Source organism: Desulfoprunum benzoelyticum, from assembly GCF_014201505.1.
Classification (GTDB): Bacteria; Desulfobacterota; Desulfobulbia; order Desulfobulbales; family Desulfocapsaceae; genus Desulfoprunum; species Desulfoprunum benzoelyticum.
Genome location: NZ_JACHEO010000001.1, coordinates 463,440 through 483,910, shown reverse-complemented (window position 1 = coordinate 483,910; position 20,471 = coordinate 463,440). Strand labels below are relative to the sequence as shown.

20 protein-coding genes are annotated in these 20,471 nt (G+C 60.7%); 9 read left to right on the top strand and 11 right to left on the bottom strand.

Annotated elements, in window-relative coordinates; all coding sequences use genetic code 11:
• Window positions 1-168: 168 nt before the first annotated feature.
• On the bottom strand, window positions 169-726 hold the full coding sequence (locus HNQ81_RS02170) for a YMGG-like glycine zipper-containing protein (protein ID WP_240191587.1): 558 nt from the start codon (window positions 724-726) through the stop codon (window positions 169-171).
• Window positions 727-1,247: 521 nt separating this feature from the next.
• Here HNQ81_RS02170 and HNQ81_RS02165 point away from each other — a divergent pair.
• Entirely contained in the window at window positions 1,248-2,150 is a 903-nt protein-coding gene (locus HNQ81_RS02165) for a DMT family transporter (RefSeq protein WP_183347825.1), read from the top strand.
• A 6-nt stretch (window positions 2,151-2,156) separates the two neighbouring features.
• Window positions 2,157-2,771 (top strand): LysE/ArgO family amino acid transporter, encoded by a 615-nt coding sequence (locus HNQ81_RS02160; protein ID WP_337833410.1) that lies wholly within the window; start codon window positions 2,157-2,159, stop codon window positions 2,769-2,771.
• Window positions 2,772-2,825: 54 nt separating this feature from the next.
• Here the strand turns inward: HNQ81_RS02160 and HNQ81_RS02155 are convergent, their stop codons facing one another.
• The 3 genes from HNQ81_RS02155 to HNQ81_RS02145 form a co-directional block, all read right to left on the bottom strand.
• Window positions 2,826-3,305 (bottom strand): hypothetical protein, encoded by a 480-nt coding sequence (locus tag HNQ81_RS02155; protein ID WP_183347824.1) that lies wholly within the window; start codon window positions 3,303-3,305, stop codon window positions 2,826-2,828.
• Entirely contained in the window at window positions 3,302-4,237 is a 936-nt protein-coding gene (locus HNQ81_RS02150; protein WP_183347821.1) for a helix-turn-helix domain-containing protein, read from the bottom strand. Before HNQ81_RS02150 ends, HNQ81_RS02155 begins: the two co-directional genes overlap by 4 nt.
• Window positions 4,238-4,377: 140 nt before the next feature.
• On the bottom strand, window positions 4,378-6,408 hold the full coding sequence (locus HNQ81_RS02145) for an RNB domain-containing ribonuclease (protein ID WP_240191588.1): 2,031 nt from the start codon (window positions 6,406-6,408) through the stop codon (window positions 4,378-4,380).
• 174 nt (window positions 6,409-6,582) lie between these two features.
• Here HNQ81_RS02145 and era point away from each other — a divergent pair, with 174 nt between their 5' ends.
• Window positions 6,583-7,494 carry a GTPase Era gene (gene era / locus HNQ81_RS02140; RefSeq protein ID WP_183347819.1) on the top strand — a complete coding sequence of 304 codons (912 nt, stop codon included), beginning with the start codon at window positions 6,583-6,585 and terminating at the stop codon, window positions 7,492-7,494.
• Between the two features lie 40 nt (window positions 7,495-7,534).
• Here era and HNQ81_RS02135 read toward each other — a convergent pair whose 3' ends face one another.
• Genes HNQ81_RS02135 through ftsE form a run of 4 tightly spaced genes read right to left on the bottom strand, consistent with a single transcriptional unit; the run spans window position 7,535 to window position 11,746 of the window.
• Window positions 7,535-8,851: a S41 family peptidase gene (locus tag HNQ81_RS02135; RefSeq protein ID WP_183347817.1), complete on the bottom strand. Its 1,317-nt coding sequence runs from the start codon at window positions 8,849-8,851 to the stop codon at window positions 7,535-7,537.
• Between the two features lie 53 nt (window positions 8,852-8,904).
• Complete coding sequence (locus HNQ81_RS02130; protein ID WP_183347815.1) at window positions 8,905-10,191, bottom strand: murein hydrolase activator EnvC family protein; 1,287 nt, start codon at window positions 10,189-10,191, stop codon at window positions 8,905-8,907.
• Window positions 10,188-11,075 (bottom strand): permease-like cell division protein FtsX, encoded by an 888-nt coding sequence (gene ftsX / locus HNQ81_RS02125; protein WP_183347813.1) that lies wholly within the window; start codon window positions 11,073-11,075, stop codon window positions 10,188-10,190. Before ftsX ends, HNQ81_RS02130 begins: the two co-directional genes overlap by 4 nt.
• The gene (gene ftsE / locus HNQ81_RS02120; protein ID WP_183347811.1) at window positions 11,072-11,746 is read right to left on the bottom strand and encodes a cell division ATP-binding protein FtsE; all 675 of its coding nucleotides are present in this window, start codon (window positions 11,744-11,746) and stop codon (window positions 11,072-11,074) included. Before ftsE ends, ftsX begins: the two co-directional genes overlap by 4 nt.
• Before the next feature lie 365 nt (window positions 11,747-12,111).
• On the opposite strand from ftsE, the gene ileS reads away from it, so the two are divergent.
• The 4 genes from ileS to HNQ81_RS02100 all read left to right on the top strand — a co-directional run bounded on the left by ileS (window position 12,112) and on the right by HNQ81_RS02100 (window position 16,708).
• Window positions 12,112-14,934, top strand: coding sequence for an isoleucine--tRNA ligase (ileS, locus tag HNQ81_RS02115; RefSeq protein WP_183347974.1), 2,823 nt, complete (start codon window positions 12,112-12,114; stop codon window positions 14,932-14,934).
• Window positions 14,874-15,407, top strand: a complete 534-nt coding sequence (gene lspA / locus HNQ81_RS02110; RefSeq protein WP_183347809.1) for a signal peptidase II — start codon at window positions 14,874-14,876, stop codon at window positions 15,405-15,407. The genes ileS and lspA overlap by 61 nt, the downstream gene beginning before the upstream one ends.
• A 3-nt stretch (window positions 15,408-15,410) precedes the next feature.
• The gene (locus HNQ81_RS02105) at window positions 15,411-16,355 is read left to right on the top strand and encodes an ACP S-malonyltransferase (RefSeq protein ID WP_183347806.1); all 945 of its coding nucleotides are present in this window, start codon (window positions 15,411-15,413) and stop codon (window positions 16,353-16,355) included.
• 152 nt (window positions 16,356-16,507) lie between these two features.
• Window positions 16,508-16,708 carry a hypothetical protein gene (locus HNQ81_RS02100; protein ID WP_183347804.1) on the top strand — a complete coding sequence of 67 codons (201 nt, stop codon included), beginning with the start codon at window positions 16,508-16,510 and terminating at the stop codon, window positions 16,706-16,708.
• Between the two features lie 28 nt (window positions 16,709-16,736).
• On the opposite strand, the gene HNQ81_RS02095 is transcribed toward HNQ81_RS02100, so the two are convergent.
• The gene (locus tag HNQ81_RS02095; protein WP_183347802.1) at window positions 16,737-17,276 is read right to left on the bottom strand and encodes a hypothetical protein; all 540 of its coding nucleotides are present in this window, start codon (window positions 17,274-17,276) and stop codon (window positions 16,737-16,739) included.
• Between the two features lie 49 nt (window positions 17,277-17,325).
• Here HNQ81_RS02095 and HNQ81_RS02090 point away from each other — a divergent pair, with 49 nt between their 5' ends.
• The gene (locus HNQ81_RS02090; protein ID WP_183347800.1) at window positions 17,326-17,472 is read left to right on the top strand and encodes a hypothetical protein; all 147 of its coding nucleotides are present in this window, start codon (window positions 17,326-17,328) and stop codon (window positions 17,470-17,472) included.
• A gap of 13 nt (window positions 17,473-17,485) precedes the next feature.
• Here HNQ81_RS02090 and HNQ81_RS02085 read toward each other — a convergent pair whose 3' ends face one another.
• On the bottom strand, window positions 17,486-17,686 hold the full coding sequence (locus HNQ81_RS02085; RefSeq protein WP_183347798.1) for a hypothetical protein: 201 nt from the start codon (window positions 17,684-17,686) through the stop codon (window positions 17,486-17,488).
• A gap of 181 nt (window positions 17,687-17,867) precedes the next feature.
• Here HNQ81_RS02085 and HNQ81_RS02080 point away from each other — a divergent pair, with 181 nt between their 5' ends.
• Window positions 17,868-18,122 carry a hypothetical protein gene (locus tag HNQ81_RS02080; protein ID WP_183347796.1) on the top strand — a complete coding sequence of 85 codons (255 nt, stop codon included), beginning with the start codon at window positions 17,868-17,870 and terminating at the stop codon, window positions 18,120-18,122.
• 108 nt (window positions 18,123-18,230) lie between these two features.
• On the opposite strand, the gene katG is transcribed toward HNQ81_RS02080, so the two are convergent.
• Window positions 18,231-20,441, bottom strand: coding sequence for a catalase/peroxidase HPI (gene katG / locus HNQ81_RS02075; RefSeq protein ID WP_183347794.1), 2,211 nt, complete (start codon window positions 20,439-20,441; stop codon window positions 18,231-18,233).
• Between the last annotated feature and the right edge of the window lie 30 nt (window positions 20,442-20,471).

Below are 20,471 nucleotides of genomic sequence, written 5' to 3'. Positions count from 1 at the left end.
TTTGATATACGAAAAAACGCCGATATCATGGAGGATTGCCGGGCAGCCCGCTGCGATCATCGTGATGATCGACAGGGGGAAGGGATCCTGTCGGCTTGAACTGCCGTCGCGCCGGGATCCCTCCCCGATTTCACGCGGAGAAGTCACATCTCCGGGACAAAACGATCTTTACCACCTGACATGGCGATCACGCCGGTCGTAGCGGTAACCGTCATCCCTCCAACCCCCGCGGTCCCGCCAGCCTCCACGGTCTCTGCAGACGGTCGTCGTTTCTTCCCGATAGCGGCCACGGCGCTCGCTGACGACGACCGTCTCCCGACAGACTTCGACCGGCCGGTAGTGATGACGCCGCGGCGGCGGGGGCGGGGCGAAGACGACATGCCGCGGCGGCGGCGGGTCATAGACGACGTGTACCGGCGGCGGCGGAGCGTAGACGACGGGACGGGGAGGCGGTGGCGGGGGGCCGTAGACGACAGGCTGCGGCGGCGGGTAGTGGCCGCCGTAGCCCTTGTCCCTTTCGTTGCCGGCGATATAGCCGAGCATGCCGCCGACGGCCGTGCCGATGAGGGTGCCCTCGGTATCGCGACCGATCGCCTGGCCGACGAGCGCGCCGCCTCCTGCACCCAGCAGCAGGCCGTCGATGCCGTTGCTGCCGGCCATCGCATTCCCCGTTACCACCGTTCCTGCAAGAACTGCTGCCGCGACCGCCATCTTCAGTCTTTTCATGGTGTGATCCTCCTTGGTTGAAATAGTCATGCGAGTGCTGCCTTTGCCTCCTTTATAGATTTGAGTGAAAAAGAAAAATAGAGGACATCAGGGTAAATCGGGACGCAGATGGCCATATATCAAGGCCATGTCGGGTCGATGTCTTGTTGTGAATACAAATAAAAACAGCGAGATGTAAATATTGATGATATTTGCGGTGAGTTGCCGGCAATGAGCGGACGACGGGCGCCGGCAGCTGTTTTCGATTGCCGGCGGCGGTTTTTACCGCCCCGATCGATCAATTTTTGTTGCCTTGTTCGACCGGCAGTTCTAGGTTGTACTGCCCGGAGGGCATTCACGACCCGGGCGGTGAATTTTAGATGGTCAAGATCGTGGTTACTCTCGACATCAAGGTGGATTCCGGCGGTGATCGTGGTCAGCGCCTCCCTTCCTGTCCGGGGTACCGACGGATCCGAGCAGGTCCGTCCCGGCCGACAACCTCGTTTACGCAGCCCTGATGCGGCTGCATCCGTCAACCAACGATGAACTCCCGACGCCTCTTCGGACTGGCAAACTCCCCGTATCTCCTCCTGATCCTGGCCGTGTTTTTCTGGGCCGGCAACTTCATCGTCGGCCGGGCGGTACGGGCCGATGTCCCGCCGGTCGCCCTGGCCTTCTGGCGCTGGTTCATCGCCTCGATCCTGGTGACGATTCCGGCCTGGCGCCATCTCCCCGGTGATATGGCGCTACTGCGCCGCGGCTGGCTCGCCGTCGTGCTGCTGTCGATCGCCGGGATCGCGTCGTTCAACACCCTGCTCTACATCGGTCTTCAATACACCATCGCGGTCAATGCCCTGCTGATGCAGTCGTTGATGCCGGTGCTGATCGTCGCGCTGTCTTTTCTGTATTTTCGCGAACGGATCAGTGCCGTGCAGGCAGGCGGGGTGGTCGTGTCCCTGGCCGGCGCCGTGGTGATCATCGGTCAGGGCAGCCTCGATGCGCTCCTCTCACTGTCGATCAATCGCGGCGACGTCCTCGTGTTCATCGCCGTTGTCGGCTATGCCGGGTATTCAATCGGCCTGCGCAAGCGCCCGGCCGTGCATCCGCTCAGTTTTGTCACCGCGACCTTCATCGTCGGCGATCTGCTGCTGCTGCCGTTCTACATCTGGGAGTTCATGGCCGGCCACCGCCTCCATATCGACGCCGCGACAGTCATGGCGGTTGGCTACGTTTCCGTTTTTCCGTCGATTGTTTCGTATCTCTGTTTCAATCGGGGGGTGGAACTGGTGGGGGCGAACAGGGCCGGGATGTTCATCCATCTCCTGCCGGTTTTCGGCAGTGTCATGGCGATCGTCTTTCTCGGCGAGGTCCTGCGATGGTACCACGCCGGCGGCATCATTCTGATCGCCTCGGGGATATTCATGGCGACGCGGCGGGGGCGCTGAGATGTCGTGATTCCTGCATATATTCAGGGAATGGCGGTCGGGGCGGGGCTGATTATCGCCATCGGCGCCCAGAATGCCTTCGTTCTTTCCCAGGGTATCCGCCGGCACCATCACTGGCTGGTAGCAGCGATCTGCTGCTCCTGTGATGCCGTTTTGATTGCAATCGGTGTCGCTGGCGTCGGCGCGGCGGTGGCCGCCGCTCCGCCGCTGCAGACAGCGGCAGCCTGGGGCGGGGCGCTGTTTCTTTTTGCCTATGGGGCGAGAGCGCTGCGGCGGGCGATGGCGAACAATTCCCTCCAGGCGGATGAGAGGCGGCCGGGCTCGGTGAAAGAGGTGGTTTTGACGACTCTTGCCGTCACCCTCCTCAACCCCCACGTCTATCTCGACACCGTCGTCCTGCTCGGGGCCATCTCCAGTCAATTCCCTGCCGAAGCCCGTCTGGCCTTCGCCTTGGGCGCCTGCTCGGCATCGGTGCTGTGGTTTTTTTCGCTCAGCCTGGGCGGGGTGATGCTGGCGCCGGTCTTTGCCCGCCCCGGAGCCTGGCGATGGCTCGATCTCTTTGTCGGCGTGACGATGTGGATGGTCGCTGCCCGGCTGCTGCCGCTCTCGGTGTGGAACTGAGGAGGTCGAACGCCGGCCGGCATCATGACGGGTTACGGATCGGTGGTGGCCGCGTCAGGGAAGGACCGTGCTCTCGGTGAAAAGGCCGCTGCCCGGATGGCGATAACGCAATGTGGCCTGAATGTCGGCAGACAGGATCGGCTGGTTGAATTCGACCGTGATGGCATACGTCCCCGGCTGCAGATGTTTGAAGATCCACTTCATCTTACCGGCGCTGCGGTTGTATATCTGCGGCATCGGGAAGGCGCTGATGATCTCCAGCCCCGACGGGAAATACTGTTCGATGATCAGGCTGACCGGCGGCGGATAGAGAACGCGGTACTCGAGACGTATGGTCTTGCCGTACGAAGAGAGGTAGTGGCCGGAGACGGGTTCGACCGCCATGGCCGGGGATGAAGAGATCCCATATGCCAGGATAAAAAGGAAAAAAATGAAGCGGTGGAGGTGCGGCGCCGCTGCGGCGCCGGGCCCCATCCCCGCCATCGATTGTTCCGTGGTTCCGGCAGCCTGTGCCGGCAGAGATACCTGGGTCATGGCAGTATCTCGTAGGTTGATTTTTTCTCGTTCCAACGGTAGCCTGAACCCTGCCAGATCTTCTCGATCTTCGTGATATCGATCCCCAGCTTATCGGCCCCGCTGTACTCGTCATGAACGGTCAGCATTTCCTTGTCGCTGAGGATGCCGTCGGTATTGGCATCGGCCCAGTGGTGGGCGCCGGTCCTGATGGTGTCGTTGCCGGTTACAGAATGGGCTTTTTCCGAATCCTGACTGACGGCGATATCGCCGGAAAACCGGAAGACCTCCCCCGGCTCGCCTGTAATGGTGGCGGTGTAGAAGAAACGGGTCGGACCGTCTATCTTTTCCAGCCATTTCAATTCCCGGTCCTTCCCGGCCGCTGCCGAGAGAGAGGGCGAGGTCTTCTGCAGAACTGCCTTGGCCGGCAGGATTTCCCTCAGGATCAGGGTGACCGGTTGGTCAGGGGTGGCGGCGATCTCGATGATGACCGGGAACGGCTGACCGGGCATGCAGTGTCTGGGGAGAATCCGTCGGGCGGTAACGATCGCCTCCGCCGGTCGGAGGAAATAATACCAGCCGCCGAAGGCGGCGGCGATCAGAACGAGAAACAGACCGACGGCGATGAACAGCATTTTTCTGCTCGGTCTGGGGAGAGCCGGTTCTCCGGGTTCCTGTGAGGGCTCGTCGGCGACTGCTTCCGGTTCCTCATCGTCCTGATGCTCCAGCAATTCATCGAGGGAAACGCCGAGGGCCTCGGCCAGTTTCAGGCAGTTTTCCTTTTTCACCGAAGGGTAGCGCTTATTTTCCCAGCGAGAGATCGTGTCGGTCGTCACCTGCACGGCCGTAGCGACATAGAGCTGGGTCAGGCCCTTCTGCTCGCGCAGACGCCTGACCTTGCTCCCGTCGATTTTCACCATCATGATGCCGCCGGGCAGCATTTCTTCTGTCATAGCATCGTCATTGATATCAGAGATGAATTTTCTCCCCCCGCAGCGAATATACCAAGTTCGAATGCGGCATCAAAGCGATTAATCACAACGGGATGGATGCTGCCGTATCGGCAAGGAGAGATCTTCATCACAGGGGGGACTCACCAGTCGAACCGGATCAGGTTGTCAAGGGCATCGGCTTTGAGCAGCCTGATCCTGACGGTGGTGCCGGGGGTCGGTTTGCTGCCGGAGGGGCAGGGGAGATCCACATCCATCAGGATGTCGGTCAGGAGGAGGAAGGTCCGTTTCGGTCCGGATTCGATCACCAGGGCGTCGAACAGCTGGCCCTTGCGGTCTTCCAGGTACTTCAGCAGCCAGTAGCGGTGGCGCAGCTGGCGGACATTGTTGGCGGTCGTAACCGTGCGATTGATGACCGAAGTGAAATCCTTGCACATGTCGGCGGAAAAGCAGGGTTGACGGCGGCGGACAATGGAGTTGAGCTGGTGCTGCATCACGAGGTCGAGCAGGCGGCGGATCGGCGAGGTCACGGTCGTGTAGTGATTGACCCCGAGGCCGCTGTGCATGCCGGCTGCGGTCAGCAATTCGCCGCGGGGGAGCTGCTTGCGCTGCCGGGTGTTCTGGAACAGGTCGTCGTCTTCGCCGTGAACGATGCGGTTCTTCAGCGGACCCTGGGTCCGGAACAGCCCCGGCACCATCCGGTCGGAGATATAGCGGGCCGCCTCGGTGTTGGCCAGGATCATCATTTCGGAGATCAGCGTCCGCGATGGGGTGTCCGACCTGACGAGACTGACGTGGACCTTGCCGTTGTTGTCGATGAAGATGTTGACGTCGGGGAAGGGGAGCAGCAGGGCGCCGTTGTCCAGGCGTCGTCGCCGCAGCCGTTGCCGTAACTGATCGAGGATCTGCAGTTCCGGGTCACGGTCGATGATCCGGTCGGCCTCTTCATAGGTGAGGCGGCGGGCGACCCGGATGACCGACGGCATGATCCGCACCCGCAGGACCTCGGCCGTCGGCGACAGCAGGATCATGAAGCTGAAGGCGGCCCTGATCTCGTCCTGGATCAGACTGCAGACTCCCTGCGACAGATGGCGGGGGAGCATCGGGATCTGCCCCTCCGGGAAATAGATCGAGGTGCCGCGCTGCATCGCCTCCTTGAACAGGGCGTCGCCGGGACGGACATAGTGGGCGACGTCGGAGATATGGATGCCGATCAGATAGTTGCCGTCCTCTTCCTGGACCGTCAAGGCGTCGTCGAAATCAAGGGTGGTGGCGCCGTCGATCGTCAGCGGCGCCAGGTGGGTCAGATCGACCCGGCCGGGATCGTCGAACAGCTCCCGGGGATTGCTCTGCAGGATCGCCTCCGCCTGCTGGCGGGCGGGAAGCGAGAAACTGACCGGGATGTCGTGACGCAGCAGCGGCAGGTTTTCGTTTCTGCCCCAGACCCCGGCGTTGACGAGGAGATGGAACGGGTCGTGAGGGCCGCCGAGCTGGGCCTCCTTGAGGATGCGCCGGGCCAGGTCGGCCTGACTCGCCTCGGTGCCGAACAGATAATAGTCGCGGATGATGCCGAGGCATTCCTGGAGCCAGGGATCGGCCTGGTACCCCGCCGCCGGGTGACCCATGATCTCGGCGATGGCCCTGGCCCCGTTCCTGATCAGCTCCGCCTCCTGGCGTTCCTTCTCGAGCTGCTGGCGGATCTGCTGCACCTGTTCCGAGGTGTGGGTCCTGATCACGCCTTCGCGGAACTTGAAGAAGAGCCGGTCGGCGAAGATGCAGCGGAGAAAGGCCGCCACCTTGTCGTCGGAGGCCGCTTCGCCGAGGGACAGCTCGGCGAGGAAGGCGGGTTCGAACGCGGCGCCCTCCTCCTCGGAGACCAGCTCCCACAGTTCTTCCAGGTTGATTTCCCGCATCAGAGAATTGCGCCGTTCGTGGGCCTCCTTCAGCTCACCCACCAGCGACTCGCGATCGCCGATGTTGCCGTAGCTGTGTTCGGAGCAATGAATGATCCGGGAGACCGGGAGGTTGACTTCACGACCGTTCTGATTGATAAGGTGCACCCGTTTCGACTGGTTCTCGATGACCATGCCGCAGATGAATCTGCCTCCATCAAGATATTCGATGAGTCTGCCGGAGTACGTCATAAAGTCGATCGATCGGTCCTGTGTGGTCATGGATGTCCGGCTGTGCCGCACACCAGCGAAAAAGGGTGTGCAGTGACGGCAGGAAGGGTATACTTTCGCGGTTTTGCCATTGGCGGAGGAAGTCAAAAACCGATTCAGTATAGTGTGAAATCAGGTTTTAGCTACACTATAATAAAATTTTATCGATACTCAAAATTGTCTCTCATGGACTCTACAGCACAGATCAGATCGGGAATGGTCGCCATCGTCGGGCCGCCCAACGCCGGGAAATCGACCCTCCTCAACACCCTCCTCGGTCAGAAAATCTCCATCGTTACCCCTAAACCCCAGACGACCCGCAATCGTATTCTGGGAGTCGTCAGCCACAGCGACTATCAGGTCGTCCTGCTCGACACCCCGGGACTGCATATCGCCCGGGAGCCGTTGAACCGGGAGATGGTGCGGATCGCGATGGACAGCCTGATCGAGGTCGACGCCGTCCTCTTCCTGGTCGACGTCTCGCTGCCGGTACCGGAAAGGACGAGACCGGAGCGGGAGAAGGAGTTTTCGGCCTGGTTCGAAAAGATCGTCTCGCCGGCGATCATGGTTCTCAACAAGATCGATCTCATCGACCGCAAGGAACTGCTGCCGCTCATCGACAGCTATGCCGCGCTCTACCCGTTCAAGGCCATCGTCCCCGTTTCGGCGCTGAACGGCGATGGCTGTGGGGACCTGGTGGCGGAGATCCTGAACCTGTTGCCTTTCGGCCCCCGGTATTTTCCCGATGACATGCCGACGGACGCCAGCGAACGGTTTCTTGCCGCCGAGATCATTCGTGAAAAGGTCTTTCTGAAGACGGGGCAGGAGATCCCCTATTCGACCGCCGTGCTGATCGAATCGTTCAAGGAGGACGAGGCAAGGAAGCTGGTGACGATCCATGCCGCCATCGTCGTTGAGAAGGACTCGCAGAAAGGGATTGTCATCGGCAAAGGCGGCAAAAAACTGCAGAGCATCGGCACGGCCGCCCGTCGGGAGATCGAGGAGATGGTCGGCAGCAAGGTCATGCTCAAGCTCTGGGTCAAGGTCCGGAAGAACTGGTCGCAGGATGAGCGCTTCCTCAAGGAGCTGGGTTTCTGAGGCCGCGGCTCATCCCCTGCGGACGGCGCCGGCGGCTGGCTTATCGTCTGGCCTGCAGTTGGCGGTAGGATGAGAACAGATCGAGACTTTTGAGGATGTTGAGCGCCGTGTTGAGCTGGGGATCGTTTTTGAGCTTCTCCTTGAGCTCCGGATCGATCGCCATCGTCGGCGGTGTCGGCTTTTTCCGATCATCGATGTGGTTGTCGAACTCGGTTTCCCGGAGCGTCTCTCCGCCGGCGGCCTCGTTTTCCGTGGCCGGTTCCTGGGCCGAGACTTCCACGTCCGGATTGATGCCCAGGGCCTGGATCGAGCGGTTGGCGGGGGTGTAGTATCTGGCCGTCGTCATTCGCAGCCCGGAGCCGTCCGGCAGCGGGATGATCGTCTGCACCGACCCCTTGCCGAAGCTCCTGGCGCCGACGATGACCCCGCGTTTATGGTCCTGAATGGCCCCGGCGACAATCTCCGAGGCGCTGGCCGAGCCTTCGTTGATGAGGACGACGATCGGCATCCCGGCATCGTCGGCGGTGCTGTGGGCCTGGAACACCATATTCTGGTCCTCCGTCCTCCCCTTCGTTGAGACGATCGTGCCCTTCTGCAGGAAGATGTCGCTGATGCTGACGGCCTGATTCAGCAGGCCTCCCGGGTTGTTGCGAAGATCGAGGATCAGGCCCCGGATGGTCTGTTGTTTGTGGAGGTTGATCAGTTCCCGCTTGAAATCCCTGGTCGTGTGGCTCTGAAAGTTGGTGATACGGAAATAGGCGAAACCGGGGGTCAGGAACGAAGCCTTGACGGAATGGATCGGGATGACATCCCTGACCAGGGCCAACGGCCGCAACTGGTTCTCGCCCTCGCGCTGGATGGTGATCGTGACCTTCGATCCCCTGGTGCCGCGCAACCGCTTGATCGCCTCGTCCGAGGTCATGTCCTTCGTCTTCCGGCCATCGATTTCGACTATCAGGTCGTTGGCCTTGACGCCGGCCTTATCGGCCGGTGTGCCTTCGATCGGGCTGACGACCGTGAGAATGCCGTCCTTGATCGTGATCTCGATGCCGATGCCGCTGAATGAGCCGCTGGTTTCTTCCTGCAGGTCCTTGAGCTCTTCCGGCTTGAGGTAGGAGCTGTGGGGATCGAGGGTCAGGAGCAGACCCTGGATGGCGCCGCCGACCGCCTTCTGGGTATCGATTTCCTCGACGTAATTTTCCTGCAGGATGCTCAGGACATTGGAGAAGATTTCCAGCTGCCTGTAGGTCTTTTCCCGCTGTTCCTGGGAAATGTCGGCAGACACGGTTCCGGCGAAGACAAAGAGCAGGGAGCAGAGGACGATGATTGTCCATCCCGAACGGGTAGGTGATGCCATGTACATCCTTAACGCACTTGGCGTGCGACGTGTGTCAGCATGAATCGTAACGGTCAGCCAGGGTTTCGTCCTGGAGATTGCAGCCTTCGGGTGTCGAGCCACAGCATCGGATCGAGCGAGTCGGAGCGGTGCCGGATTTCGAAGTACATTCCCTTGTCGATCAGGGTGGCAGTTTCACCGAGTTCACCGATGACGGTGCCGGCGTTGACCTCATCTCCCTTGGCTGCCAGGATTTTTTCAACCCTCGAGCAGATAGAATAATACTGAAATCCATGATGCACAATAATTGTATTGCCGTAGCCGCGCAAATATCCGGCATGGATCACCGTGCCGGGAAAAATGGCCTTGACCGGGGTGCCGCTCGGCGATTCGATGGCGATTCCCTCGGATTTTTTCTTTATGCCGAGGGCGTTGGTCGTCATCTGGTTGAAACCGGTGATGACCGTGCCCGGAACCGGTGGGGGCAGGGCCCCTTTTCGCCGCCGGAAACCCTGTTCGCCGGCCTCTTTTTTCTTTTTCAGGGCGAGCAGTGAAGCGGTGAGATCGGTCGCTGCCTGCTCCATTTCCGTGATCGCCTGCCGGTGCAGTTTCGATTGGGTGCGGATGTGCTGCAGCAGCTGTTCCTTCTTTTCTTTTGTCGCGTCGATATTTTCCTTCTCGGTCACGGTCTGGGCGATGAAGTCGGAAAGGATGTTTTTTTCCAGGACCAGACTGCGGGTGACCCGTTCAAGGTTGGCGATGCTCTTACGGTAGGAGACAACGACGTTCTGGTCGTATTGAATGAGGGTGTGGAATGCATCTTGAAACCGCAGCAGTTCGGGCAGGGTCTGGGCCGAAAAGATGGCGTTGAGCAGCCCGATGTTGCCCATCTTATAGTAGGCGCTGATCCGTCTGGCGAGATGGCGCTGGACCTTGTCCTTCTCGGCCCTGACTGCGGCCATCTCCAGTTCTTGTACGGTGATCAGGGCCTGCTGCGCGCTCAGCTTGCCTTCGAGGGTTTCCAGTCTGGCGACCTGCTCGGCCAGACGGTGGTCGAGCTCTTCGAGTTCCTGCAGCAGGGTTTTTTCCTGGTTCGTTGCCTCGAGATACTGTTCCTGCTGGGTGGCGATGCCCTCCTGAAGCCTCTGGATATTGATACGGAACGTCTCGACCCCCTCTTTCGGCGCCCGACCCGCCTCCCGCGCGACAGCCCCGGAGAGTGCAAAGAGGACGATGCAACTGCAGAGGAGAAGGCAAACCGATTTCAAACCAGTCGGCCGGAGAGGGGCCGGGGCGCTGCCGGGACCGGCGCCGGAGCGCGGCAGATGGCGGATTCCGGCGATGATGCCCCTGGCCTTCATATCCTCAGGTATTTCTGGATCGAGGTGAAGCTGCCGACGGTGCAGAGCAGAATGGAGACGAGGACGATTGCCAGAAAGGTTTGTACCGGCAGGAATGTGAACTCAAAGAGATTGAAGAGTCCCGGTCCCGAGAAGCGGTCCTTGATCCAGTCGAAGAGGAGATACAGCGCCAGCAGGCCGAGGGCCGAACCGAGGAGTCCCTGCACCAGCCCCTCGAGCAGGAACGGGGTGCGGATGTAGTTGTTGGTGGCCCCGACAAGTTTCAACAGTTCCAGTTCCGCCTGCCGGCCCATGATCGTCAGCCTGATCGTGTAGGCCACCATGAACACGGCGGTCAGGATCAGCAGGCTGCCGGAGAGAAAGACGACGATGGACAGGAGATTGGTGAAGGAATAAAAACGTTCGATCCAGTCCTTGCCGTACTGCACCTTGATGGTGCCCGGCAGCTTGGCCAGGTACTCGGAGAACAGTTTGATCTGCTTCAACCCCCGCAGGGTCTTGAGCGGCACGACCTCGATGGAGGCCGGAAGAAAGTCCCTGGGCATGTCTTCGAGCACGTCCCGGTTCCGTGACATCTGTTGCGAGAATCGATCGTAGGCCTGTGTCCTGGAGATGAAATGGATCGCCTCGACTTCGTCGAAACTGGTGATCTTGCGTAGCAGCTGCTGCTGCATCTCCGGTCCCGGCTCTTCCTCGAGGTAGACGATGAGGCGGAGATCGTCGCCGAGCTTGTCGCCGATGGTCAGCATATTGGTATAGACGAGGTAGAAGAACGCAAAGATCAGCACCGAAAGGGTGACGGTCAGCAGTGTCATCAGCTGCGACGGCCAGGTTTGACGAAGATTTCTGCCGACCTGTCGGAAGACGGTGAACCAGAAATTCATACGCTTTCCCCCCCGTGCATGGCGTGCATCCTTCCCCTGCTCAATTCCATGACCCGATGCGGCGTGTTGCGGTAGATCGAGCCGTCATGGGTGGCGATGATCACCGTCGCCCCGGAAGTGTTGCACTTGTTGAGCAGTTTCATGACCCGTTCGGTGGTGATGGCGTCCAGGTTGCCGGTAGGTTCGTCGACGAGGATGAGGGTCGGGGAATTGGCGACCGCCCTGGCGAGGGCGACCCGTTGCTGTTCCCCGCGTGACAGTTCGCCGGTGATGGTGTCGTGCTTGTCGGAGAGGTTGAGCTGTTCAAGAAGGTCGATGACCCGCTTGCGAATGATGTCCGGCTTTTTATAGGACACCTCCATCGAGATGGCGATGTTTTCGGCCGTCGTCCGGTCATCGAGGAGCTTGAAGTCCTGGTAGGCGACGCCGATCTTCTGGCGCAGGCGGGCCAGGGCCGACCCCTTCATCTTGTGGATCGGTTTGCCGGCGACCTCGATCAGGCCGTTGGTCGGTGTTTCCATGCTGCAGAGAAGTTTGAGCAGGGTCGTCTTGCCGGCGCCGCTCATCCCGATAACGAAAAACATCTCACCTCGTCCGATCGTCACCGAAACATCCGAGAGTGCCGTGACGTCGGGCGGGTAGATCTTCGAGACCTTGATCATCTCGATCATTGTATCCGTTTCGGGCTGCTGTAATATCATGCATTCCTGTGCCTGTTGAACGTGGCGGAGGACGGCCGTCTGACCGCGATTATCGATACACTTTAATAAGATCGGGAATTTATGTCAATTTCAAAGGGTTTAGGTCCACCGCTTTTGATATCGGTCGAATTTCCTGAGAAAAATATTTGTTTACCCTGGAACGGCGGTTATTCCCCGATTTTGCCTTGCATCTTGATGTTCAATTGGTAAACTAAGCAGTTTCATCATGGTCGGCTGACCTTTCTTACCCTCGAGGGAGGGGAGGCATGTCTGCCGCAACAGCGCTCTTCCAAACCGGCGACCGCCGCCGTTGCGTGACGATAAAGGAGAACCACATGGACTACCGGGCGACACTCAATCTGCCCCAGACATCATTCAATATGAAGGCCAACCTGACCCAGCGCGAGCCGCTTTTCCTCAAGCGCTGGGACAAGGAAGATCTCTACGGCCAGATCCAGGAGAAGGCGTCCGGCAAGCCGCTCTATGTCCTCCATGACGGGCCGCCGTATGCCAACGGCCATATCCATCTTGGTACCGCATTCAACAAGATTCTCAAGGATATCATCCTCAAATCCAGGCGGATGGCGGGATTCAATGCCCCCTATATTCCGGGGTGGGACTGCCACGGCCTGCCGATCGAGCACAACGTCGATCTCGAGCTCGGCGACAAGAAAAACTCCATTCCGAAGCTGTCGAAGCGGGGCGCCTGCCGTAAGTATGCGGAAAAGTGGATCAAGACCCAGAAGGCGGAGTTCAAGCGCCTGGGGGTCCTGGGGGACTGGGACAAGCCGTATCTGACGATGGATCATGCCTATGAGGCGAGCATCGCCCGGGAATTCAATCGTTTCCTGCTCTCTGGGGCGGTCATCAGGAATAAAAAACCGGTCTACTGGTGCGCCACCTGCACGACCGCTCTGGCCGAGGCCGAGGTCGAATACCACGATCACCGGTCGCCCTCGATCTACGTCAAGTTCCCGGTCTCTGAGGATTTTTCCGACATCTGCCCGGCCCTGGCAAAAACGGACGTTTCGGTCGTCATCTGGACGACGACCCCCTGGACCCTGCCGGCCAACCTGGCGGTGGCGTTTCACCCCGATTTCACCTATGCCGCGGTGGCGGTGGCGGGGGAAACCTGGATCCTGGCCCAGGATCGGGTCGCGCCCTTCATGGCCGAGGTCGGCATTGAAAAATACTCCATTACCGGGACCTTTTCCGCCAGGGGGCTGGAGAAGCGTCACTGTCGTCACCCCTTCCTCGACCGCGATTCGCTGCTGGTGCTGGCCGACTATGTCACCATCGACGCCGGCACCGGCTGTGTCCATACTGCCCCCGGGCATGGCGTCGACGACTATCAGACCGGGCTGCGCTACGGGCTCGAGATCTTGTCGCCGGTCGACAACGAAGGCGTGTTCACCGCCGAGGCCGGCCCCTATGCCGGGCAGCGGGTCCCGGCCGTCAACAAGGTCATCAACCAGGATCTGCACAACCTCGGCCTGCTCATTCACCAGAGCGAGATCAACCACAGCTACCCCCACTGCTGGCGCTGCAAGAAGCCGGTGATGTACCGGGCCACGCCGCAGTGGTTCATCGCGATGGAGATCAACGACCTGCGGGCCAAGTCCCTCGCCTGCATCAAACAGGTGACGTGGACCCCGTCCTGGGGGATGCAGCGGATCTATTCGATGATCGAGGGTCGGCCCGACTGGTGCCTCTCCCGCCAGCGCAGCTGGGGGGTGCCGATCACCATCGTCAGCTGCGCCGACTGCGGCGAGATCGTCAAGAGCGAGGCCCTGGTGCAAAAGATCGATCAGCTGTTCACCGGCGAAGGCGCCGATGCCTGGTTCCGTCACGGCATAGAGGATTTCCTCGATCCGGGCACGACCTGCGGCAAGTGCGGCTCGAAATCGTTCACCAAGGAGGAGGACATCCTCGACGTCTGGTTCGATTCCGGGGTCAGCCATGCCGCGGTCTGCGAGGAACGGGAGGAACTGCGCTCGCCGGCCGATCTCTACCTCGAGGGCAGCGATCAGCACCGGGGCTGGTTCCACAGCGCTTTGCTGACTTCGGTCGGCACCCGCGGCCGGGCCCCGTATCACGGCGTCCTGACCCACGGCTACGTCGTCGACGGCCAGGGCCGGAAGATGTCGAAATCGGTCGGCAACGTCGTCGCCCCGGGCGAGGTCATCGAGAAATTCGGCGCCGAGATCCTGCGGCTGTGGGTTGCCAGCGAGGATTACCGCGACGACGTCAAGGTCTCCGACGAGATCCTGCGCCAGGTCGCCGACGCCTATCGCAAGATCCGCAACACGATCCGCTACATGCTCGGTAATCTCACCGATTTCCAGCCGGACCGCGACCGCCTGCCCCGCCGGCAGTTGCCCGAACTCGATCGCTGGGCCCTGGCCCGCTACGATGAACTGGCCGCCCGGATCGTCAGGGCCTATGAGCGCTTCGAGTTCCACACCGTCTATCAGGCGTTGAACTATTTCTGCGGCATGACGATGAGCGCCTTCTACCTCGACATCATCAAGGATCGGCTGTATGCCTCCGGCACTGATTCACAGCCGCGGCGGGCCGCCCAGACCGTCCTGTACGAGATCCTGCACGGCATGCTCAGGCTGATGTCGCCGATTCTCAGCTTTACCGCCGCCGAGGCCTGGGAGGCCCTGCATGGTCTGAGCGAGCGGTCGCCGCTGACGGAGAGCGTGTTCTTCGCCGAATTTCCGGCGCTCAACCCCGAGGCGGCGGACCAGGGGATGGAGAATCGCTGGGCCCGATTGATCCGGCTGCGGGCCGAGATCACCAAGGCGCTCGAGATCGCCCGCCGGGACAAGATCATCGGTCATCCGCTCGAGGCCGAGGTCCAACTGCGGGTGACGGGCGAACTGGCCGAGTTCATCAACCAGGAATGGCAGACGATCAGGGAAATCGCGATCGTCTCGGATCTGAGCCTGCGGGAAGACCTGGGCGATGGCGCCTTCCTGAGTGAAGAGATCGAGGGGCTGGCGATCAAGGTCGTGCAGGCCCCGGGCAGGAAATGCGAGCGCTGCTGGACCAGGTCGACAACGGTCGGCGACGATCCCGGCCATCCGCAGATATGCGACCGTTGCGCGGCGGTGGTTGGATCGTCGGACCCCAGCCGGGAAGGGCAGGCGTGATCTATACCCTGGTTGTGTTCGGGGCGGTGGTCCTCGATCAGCTGACCAAGCTGTGGATCCTCCGCACCTTCGAGCTCTACGAGTCGCGGGAGATCATTCCCGGCCTGTTCAATCTGGTCTATGTCACCAATACCGGGGCGGCCTTCAGCATCCTCGCCGATGTCGACTCGCCGTGGCGGCACTATTTCTTCCTCGGCATCGGCCTGCTCGCCACGATCGGCCTGACAATCTACTATTACCGGCTGCGGGCCGCCCACCGGGCCTATGCCGTCGCCCTCGGCCTGGTCGTCGGCGGCGCCCTCGGCAATCTGATCGACCGCCTGCGTCTCGGGTCGGTCGTCGACTTCCTTGATTTTCACCTGGCCGGCCGCCACTGGCCGGCCTTCAATGTCGCCGATTCGGCCATCTGTGTCGGAGCGGTGCTCTTCCTCATCATCAGTTTTGTCACAGAACAAAAAGACAGTAAGGAATAACCCATGAACATAGCAGTACTTTTTCCCGGCCAGGGCTCCCAGTTCATCGGCATGGGCCGTGAGTTCATCGACACCGACAGGGACTGCGCCGAGATCTTGGCATCGGCGGAGGCGGTCTGCGATTTCCCGTTGCGACGGCTCATGATGGAAGGGCCGCTGGAGGAACTGACGCGGGCCGTTTATCTGCAGCCGGCCATCACCGTCACCAATCTCATCTGCTGGAAGGCCCTGCACAACGCCCTCGGCGACCGGCTGCCGGTTCGCTGTTTCGCCGGCCACAGCCTTGGCGAATACTCGGCGCTCTGCGCCTCCGGGGCGACAGGCCTGGAAGATACTCTGCGGATGGTAGCCAAGCGCGGTGAGCTGATGGAGCGGGAGGGGGTGAAACATCCCGGCGGGATGCGGGCGGTCATCGGCCTCGACATCGGCGAAATCGAGACCCTGATCGAGGGCTACAGCGGCGGCGGGGTCGTGACCGCCGCCAACCACAATACCCCGCAGCAGGTCGTCATCTCCGGAACGATGGAGGCGATGGATGCCGTCGGGGCGCAGGCCGAGGCCAGAGGCGCGAAGGTCGTCGCCCTCAACGTCAGTGTTGCCAACCACAGCCCTCTGGTGGCTGACGCCGTGCCCGATTTTACCGGATTCATCGAAGACATTGCCTTCAATACCCCGCGCATCCCCGTCTATTTCAACGTCTCGGCCAGGAAAGAAACGGATACGGCGGTCATCCGGACGCTGATGGCGCAACAGATTGCGGCGAAGGTTCGCTGGTGTGAGATCATCAGCGCGATGATTGCCGACGGGATCGACACCTTTATCGAGGTCGGGCCGAAGACCGTGCTCAAGGGGATGATGCGCAAGATCGTCCCGTCCGGGGTCAAGGTCACTGCCCTGCAGTTCGATACCCCCGAAGCGCTGGCCGGCTGTCTGGAAAAATTGGCGTGATCCTGTTGCCGCAGCGATTGAGAGCCGGACAGGTCGATGTGCGGCTGTTTTCGTGTGGTGGCGGAATCCCGATGTCTGCCGTTGCCCCATATTGACCACGCGGTTGGTGGACGGCACGGAATTGAGGTTTGAATGAAGAGGGACGATGGGCTATGAAGAAAGACTGTCTGCACTGCAAACATTACCGGCTTGACGATATCGCTTCCGGTGTCTGCCGGGTTGAAAAAATGGACATCTACCCGATTAAACGGAACGAAGACAGCTGTCCATCCTGGCGTGACTGCGGGCAGCAGTATTACATCAGGCTGGGTTGGATCAAGGCGAAAAAGGAGGCGGCGACTTCCGCCGTGTAGGCAATGGCGGCAGATGACGGCGAGGGGGCTACAGCGGCATTTTGGTGATCCGTACCACCCGGTTGCGGTCAACCTGGATCTTGACGCCGGAATCATCGGCGATCGTGACGGTCTCCCTGTCGACGCTGATGTTTTTGCCTTCGATCCGGCCGCCATCGGTCAATTCAACAGTATAGAGGAAGGCGGCGGCGGTGTCCGCCCCGACCGCAGTGATTTCCTGGGGTGATGCCGCGGATCTATACTGACCCGAGAAGATATCCTTGAGAAAGGGGACGATGGCCTGACTGTCGACCCCGTCGGCAAAATGGGTACTGACCCCGTGCCGGACCGTTGCCGCGACGTGGACGGCGGCGTCGTGGATGGGATGCCGGAAAGAGTACAGGCCTGTTCCGGTGATGAGCGCCAGAATGGCGACGGCAAAGATCAGGAGTATCCGCGATATCAGACGCTTCTTCCTCTGAACCAGGTCGTTGGCAGCGTCAGTGTGGTTGTCGAATCGTTCCAGTCTGGCCATATGCGTCGGGGGATGGGACATGGGATTGCCGTGGACTGCCACTGCCGCCGCCATGTTGGTTTCTTGTTCAAAATCGTTGAGTTGAGAGATCGATGTCGCCCGGGTGAACGCCCAAAGCCAACTGCTGATCTCCTTTCTGCCGCTCGTCCTCCATATCGGTATCTTCGTCCTCCTGCCGCTCTTCCTGCTGATGTATGCGCGGAAGGGTCACCCAGATCCGGTGCTGCCCGGAGATCCCGCGAAGACCTGATTTCAGTGAAACCTCAGTTCTTCAGCAGATTTTCATCCGGCGTTTTGTAGTATCTGGGGTTTGTCGATTCGGAGGGGGCGCTTTTTTCCTGCAGTCGGGCGACGATATCACGCGGCAGGGTCACGATGCTTCTGCCGGTCAGATAGTGATAGCCGTAGGCGATCCCAAGCAGTATCAACAGGTAGATGGCGGTTTTTGTGAACAGATTTACCATGTCATCCCTCAGCAGATAGTGTGTCTCTTACTTCGGAGGCTTGTTCCGATCTGTGATCATGGATGGTATTAACCATATATCTGTTTGAATTTCCACTGTAATGTAAAGTACCACTGAGCCTGCCCGGCAGAAGTCTCTGCTATCGTCTATCAATTTTGAGTGAGCAGTCAATGGAGAAACAATGAACGAAAAAGAATTCCTCCATAATCTGGAGACGGCGCAATCGCTCTCTCTGCAAGGGAACAAGGCCTTGTTCATCAAAGGATACCTGCGCGGTCTGCAGCGGCATTATCATGGGGAGACCTTCGGCTACCCCGGGGAGCACGAGCAGTTCCAGCGTCTGGCCGCTGACGATGACGAGAGCCGATCGGCGCTCGGCCTGGGGTACATGGCCGGACTCAACGGGGAAAAAATTAAGGATCTCGTCGGGGATTGAGCCGGCGCCGTCCGGTCCAGCGGTCTGCAGGGCGCAGCCGCTGAACCGGTTGTTGCCCGGATGTCGTCGTTGCCCTTGCAGGCGCCGTCGCAGACGACCAGGTTTTTGTCAGGCGAGGTCGAAACGGTCGAGGTTCATGACCTTGTTCCAGACAGCGACAAAGTCACCCAGGAACTTCTCCTGTGCGTCTTCACAGCCGTAGACTTCCGCCAGGGCGCGGAGCTGGGAATTGGAACCGAAGATAAGATCGACACGGGTGCCGGTCCACTTCAGTTCCCCGCCGGCACGATCGCGGCCTTCGAAGACGTTGCCGTCTTCCGCGGTTGCCTTCCACACGGTGCCCATATCGAGCAGGTTGACGAAGAAATCGTTGGTCAGCGTCTCCGGGCGCCTGGTGAACACCCCATGTCGGGATTGGCCGAAGTTGGCGTTGAGAACGCGCATCCCGCCGACCAGCACCGTCATTTCCGGAGCGGTCAGGGTCAGCAGCTGCGCCTTGTCGATCAGCAGCTCCTCCGCCGATACACTGTACTTGCCTTTCAGATAATTGCGGAAACCGTCGGCGACAGGTTCGAGAACCGCAAACGATGCCGCATCGGTCTGCTCCGGCGAGGCATCGGTACGGCCGGGCGAGAACGGGACGGTCACGTCGTAACCGGCATTCTTCGCCGCCTGCTCGACCCCGGCACAGCCGCCGAGAACGATCATATCGGCGAGCGAAACACGTTTACCGTCTGATTGGGCGTCGTTGAATGCCTTGCGGACGCCTTCGAGGGCCTGCAGCACGATCTGCAGCTGCGCCGGCTGGTTGACTTCCCAGTCCTTCTGCGGGGCGAGGCGGATACGCGCCCCATTGGCGCCGCCGCGCTTGTCGGAGCCGCGGAAAGTGGCTGCCGACGCCCAGGCGGTCACGACCAGCTGGGAGACCGACAGGCCGGCGGCCAGGATTCCGGCCTTGAGAGAGGCGATATCCCGGGCGTCGATCAGCTGGTGATCGACGGCCGGCACCGGGTCCTGCCAGATCAGTTCCTCGGCCGGGACCTCCGGGCCGAGATAGCGCGAGCGAGGGCCCATGTCCCGGTGGGTCAGCTTGAACCAGGCCCGGGCGAAGGCGTCGGCGAACTCTTCGGGATTGGCGAGATAGCGCCGGGCGATCGGCTCGTAGATCGGATCGAAGCGCAGCGACAGGTCGGCCGTCGTCATCATCGGCCGGCGTTTCTTCGCCGGATCGTGGGCGTCGACGACCATATCCTCTTCGTCCACGTCCTTGGCCAGCCACTGGTTGGCTCCGGCCGGGCTCTTGACCAGTTCCCACTCGTATTTGAACAGCACCTTCAGATAGCCCATGTCCCAGGTCGTCGGGTTCGGCTTCCAGGCGCCCTCGATGCCGCTGCTGATGGTATCGCCGCCGGCGCCGCTGCCGAAGCTGCTCTTCCATCCCAGTCCCATCTCCTCGAGGGGGGCGGCTTCCGGTTCCGGACCGACATGCGAGGCCGGCCCGGCGCCGTGGCATTTGCCGAAGGTGTGGCCGCCGGCGACCAGGGCAACGGTCTCCTCGTCGTTCATGGCCATCCGGGCAAAGGTCTCGCGTACGTCACGGCCGGAGAGCACCGGATCCGGGTTGCCGTCCGGGCCCTCCGGGTTGACGTAGATCAGGCCCATCTGCACGGCGGCCAGCGGGTTTTCGAGATCGCGCTCGCCGGAGTAACGGCTCTTCGGCTTGTCGCTCGTCGCCAGCCATTCTTCTTCGGAACCCCAGTAGATGTCCTCTTCCGGCTCCCAGACGTCCTCGCGTCCGCCGGCGAAACCGAAGGTCTTGAACCCCATCGATTCAAGGGCGCAGTTGCCGGTGAGGATCAACAGGTCGGCCCAGGAGAGCTTTCTCCCATATTTTTTCTTGATCGGCCACAGCAGACGGCGCGCCTTGTCGAGGTTGACGTTGTCCGGCCAGCTGTTGAGCGGGGCGAAGCGCTGCGACCCGGAGCCGGCGCCGCCGCGACCGTCACCCAGCCGGTAGGTCCCGGCGCTGTGCCAGGCCATGCGGATGAAGAGTCCGCCGTAATGGCCCCAGTCAGCCGGCCACCAGTCCTGAGAATCCGTCATCAGCGCGTAGAGGTCCTGTTTTACCGCCGCCAGATCAAGTTTCTTGAATTCCTCGGTGTAGTTGAAATCCTCTCCCATCGGGTTGGATTTGGATGAATGCTGGTGCAGCATGCCGAGGTTCAGCTGGTTCGGCCACCAGTCCTTGTTCCTGGTGCCGCTGCGGGCTGCGTGGTCGGCGGATTTGCCCGTGACCGGACACTTGCTGACGTCGCTCATATATATTCCCTTTATCTTGATGTTGTTGTG